Origin of the sequence: Nocardioides sp. (assembly GCF_025964975.1) — a bacterium.
GTDB lineage: Bacteria > Actinomycetota > Actinomycetes > Propionibacteriales > Nocardioidaceae > Nocardioides.
Map to the genome: position 1 here is coordinate 1 of NZ_JAOPXV010000065.1, position 3,364 is coordinate 3,364.

General features: G+C 65.7%; 5 protein-coding genes. 2 read left to right on the plus strand and 3 right to left on the minus strand.

What is annotated here, in order from left to right; genetic code table 11:
• Nucleotides 1-189: 189 nt before the first annotated feature.
• The 3 genes from JWN68_RS04850 to JWN68_RS04860 form a co-directional block, all read right to left on the minus strand.
• Nucleotides 190-606 (minus strand): PEP-utilizing enzyme, encoded by a 417-nt coding sequence (locus JWN68_RS04850; protein ID WP_297735500.1) that lies wholly within the window; start codon nucleotides 604-606, stop codon nucleotides 190-192.
• A gap of 71 nt (nucleotides 607-677) precedes the next feature.
• Nucleotides 678-1,625 (minus strand): HAD hydrolase-like protein, encoded by a 948-nt coding sequence (locus JWN68_RS04855; RefSeq protein ID WP_297735503.1) that lies wholly within the window; start codon nucleotides 1,623-1,625, stop codon nucleotides 678-680.
• Between the two features lies 1 nt (nucleotide 1,626).
• The gene (locus tag JWN68_RS04860; protein WP_297735506.1) at nucleotides 1,627-2,619 is read right to left on the minus strand and encodes a hypothetical protein; all 993 of its coding nucleotides are present in this window, start codon (nucleotides 2,617-2,619) and stop codon (nucleotides 1,627-1,629) included.
• A 218-nt stretch (nucleotides 2,620-2,837) separates the two neighbouring features.
• Between JWN68_RS04860 and JWN68_RS04865 the strand changes: the two genes are divergently transcribed.
• The gene (locus JWN68_RS04865) at nucleotides 2,838-3,137 is read left to right on the plus strand and encodes a EutN/CcmL family microcompartment protein (protein ID WP_297735511.1); all 300 of its coding nucleotides are present in this window, start codon (nucleotides 2,838-2,840) and stop codon (nucleotides 3,135-3,137) included.
• A 54-nt stretch (nucleotides 3,138-3,191) separates the two neighbouring features.
• The coding region (locus tag JWN68_RS04870; protein WP_297735515.1) for a BMC domain-containing protein at nucleotides 3,192-3,364 on the plus strand (173 nt) is incomplete at its 3' end.

Sequence of the window (3,364 nt, forward strand, 5' to 3'; positions counted from 1 at the left end):
CATGACGCCGCTCTTGAGTCGCTCGCGGATCATGCGGTCGCCCTTGATGCCGTCGGGGATCGGGTCCATGCCATGGAAGTTGCCCTGATAGAGGAGATCCTGGAAGCGGAGACCATCGTCTCCTTCCTCATAGCGCTTCTTGTACGACGCCCTGGCGGTGCTGCTCTCGGTCATGTGATGCCCTCCCGATCAGTCTTCGAGGATGACTCGACCAGTGGTCGAGTCGCTGCAGTCGATGGTCACGGTCTTGCCGTCGAGGGCGGCCACGATCTCCTCGAAGTGGGAGTCGTCCGTCTCGCCAGGCACGTAGCGCGACTCGCTGTCGACCAGTCCGGCCGTCATGACGCACGGGGTCTGGAACTCGCGCGAGAGGATCCCGAGGTGCGACTCGGGTGCCCCGGACATGGTGATGATGGCGGTCGATCCCATGCTGAGCGCTGGCGCAAGGAAGGTCGTCGTCCCACCCCGGACGAGGAGGACGTGGTCCTTAAGCGTCCCGCTGCGGATCAGCGCCATCACGGACGCTGGGTCAGGCAGGTACTTCACGACCCCCGAGGGCCTCTTGGTGGTTTCAAAGGCGTTGTAGCCTTCTGCAACGACTGACATCAGGTGATGCCTCCTTCTTTGTTGGTGAAATCGGTGGTCGTCACCGCGGGATGCGCCCGAGCTCGAAGCGGCTACGCATGGGTGCTGATCCGCGCCAGTGCCGCGGTCAGCTCACTGTCGTCATGGGACGACTTGGTCACGGCGGCGGCGCTGGCAGACGCCGGCGATGGCGCGCCGGGCCGACGGACGGCGAGGCGATTCGCGGACGCCCGCTGCACCGCATCGAGCGTGGTCCTCGTCAGGTCGAGGCGATCGAGGCCGACAACGGTCGGGCTCACGGAGCAGGTGCCGGTGGTCTGACAGCTCCCGGACTCGCAAGTGCAGGCCCCCGCCCGACAGCTTCCGTCCGGCAGGAGGCGAGTGACCAGCTCCTGGGGCCAGCAGGCGACGAACTCGGCGCCGGCCATGACCAGAGCCTCCTCGCTGTGCATCCCCCAGGACACCCCGACGACGCGCACTCCCGCGGCGACACCCTCCCTGACGTCGCCGACGGTGTCGGTGACCAGGACGACCTCGTCGCCCGAGCCCGGCTCGTCCTCCACGTACTCGGGCGAGCAACGCCGGACGTTGCCGTAGAGCGGGTCTGCAAGCACCTCGCGAAGCTTGTTGGTCTTGCTGGACGCGATGTCGGCGGAGAAGACGTGGGCGAAGCACCGAGCTATACCCGCCTCCTCGAGTGTCCGGCGGATGGCGGTCATCGCGTTCGACGACATCACGGCCAGTGCGTAGTGGGGAGCGAGCTTCTTGACAACGTCGGCCATGCCGGGCACGAGCGTCGGCGTGTAGCGCTCCTGTAGGGCAGTCACGAAGTGCTGGCGCGCCGTTTCGGCCCTGGCGGGGTCCCCTGCCACGCGATCGAGGGACTCGAAGAAATTATCGTTGAAGAGGTCGAAGAACTCCTGCGCACTTCGCACCGGCAGGTCGAACTTCCGGGCGGTCTCCTGGAAGATCTCCCACGCTGCACCCCGAGCCTGGACGAGGGTCCCGTCCATATCGAAGACAACGATGCGCGTGCTCATGTCAGACGGCGCTCGAGGTCGTGCCGCGGTCTGCGAGCGCGGCCAGGTGCGTGGTCTCCACGAAGTCCTGGAGCTCTCCATAGCCTTCGCGGCCGTTCACCGTCCAGCGGGCCAGCACGTTGAATCCGACCATGTTGGGCCACGCCTGCCAGGGAAACCGGGTCAGCCCGGTGCCCCTCAGCTCGTGCGCCTCACCTCGGGAGTCCGTGACCTGCAGCTCGACCTCCCGGGCGTAGAGGTGCTTGTCACGGGTCGTTCGACCCGAGCCTGAAGCAAGCCCGTAGGCGTGGCCGTCGACCATGGCGTAACCGTGATTCAGGGTGAGCTCGTCGGTCTCTCCGGTGTGGTCGAACGACCAGATCGCGTGGACCGCGTAGTTGTCGTCCACGTGCGCGTGGAGCCAGCTCATGTTGGGGGCTCCGCGTTCTGCCCGCGGTCCCCAGCTGTGGTCCATGGTGGAGACGCAGTCGATGGGGATCGTCCGCCTCCGGATGGACACTTCCCCGGTGTAGTGCCCGGTCTGGTCGAAGTGCCCGTTGTAGGCCTCCCCCCACGCGAAGTCCTCCTCCTTGGCTCGGGCCGCTGTGATGGGGTCCATGTCAGGGTCGGCGATGTCGAAGGGCTGCATCAAGGCTCGGTACTCGACGTCGATCGTGGTGCCGGCCCCGTCGTCGTACTCGATGCGCCAGTTCATGTTCGGCTCGGTGCACGTGACGTGCAGACCGTTGAGCAGGGAGTAGTCCGAGAGCCGCTGAGGCTCCGGGATCGGCAGGTGAGCGCGATGGTCGAAGAAGTTGGCGCGCCAGGGCTCCAGTGCGTCGTGATCGTTCATGCTGATCGTGGAGTGCACCACACCGAGCTGGGGGCGAAAGAGGGCGTAGACCCCGATGTTCAGATGCTCTTCCGTGTTGTAGAACCCAAAGAAGTTGGTCTCGGCCCAGATGGGGCTGTCGTTCTCGACAGGGTGGAACTCCACATCTTCTGGAGTGATCATGCGTGCCGCCTTCGTAGCTCATCGGGGTTGACCTGCAGTCCCTCATCGGTGTGACGTCCGTCATCTTTGCCACGATGCGCGGCGACTCTCCTGTCCCTCACCGCCATGATCTGGCGCGCGTTGTTGTCGCTCCGGGATAAGCGCCAGCGGCGCCCTGTCGACCAACGTTCCAACTCAAGAGTGACGAGTGACACAACCCGACACAAGGAGGCAGCAACATGGAGCTGGCACGGGTGCTGGGCCAAGTGGTCTCGACCGCGAAGCACGAGGGGTTCGCCGGCTTCACGCTCTTGCTGCTCCACCCAGTGGACGCCTCAGGCGGCGAGATCGACGGCACTCCCACCTACGTCGCCATCGACCTCACCGGAGCCGGCACCGGCGAAGTCGTGCTGGTCACGCGCGGCGGCGGTGCCCGGGTGCCGACGAGCAGCGCCAGCACACCCACCGATGCAGCGGTTGTCGCGATCGTCGACTCCGTGTCGCTGGGGCAACAGACGGTCTTCTCCACCAGCTCCTAGCCCACACACCACACCGCCCGGATTCTCTGGCGGACCTACACAGGAGGCACAGCCATGGCACCAAACAACGGAATCCCGACCACAGCTCTGGGTCTGATCGAGACCAAGGGTCTGGTCGGCGCGATCGAAGCGGCCGACGCGATGGTGAAGGCCGCCAACGTCATCCTGCTCGGTCGCGAGCAGATCGGCGGCGGTCTGGTCACGGTGATGGTCCGCGGCGATGTCGG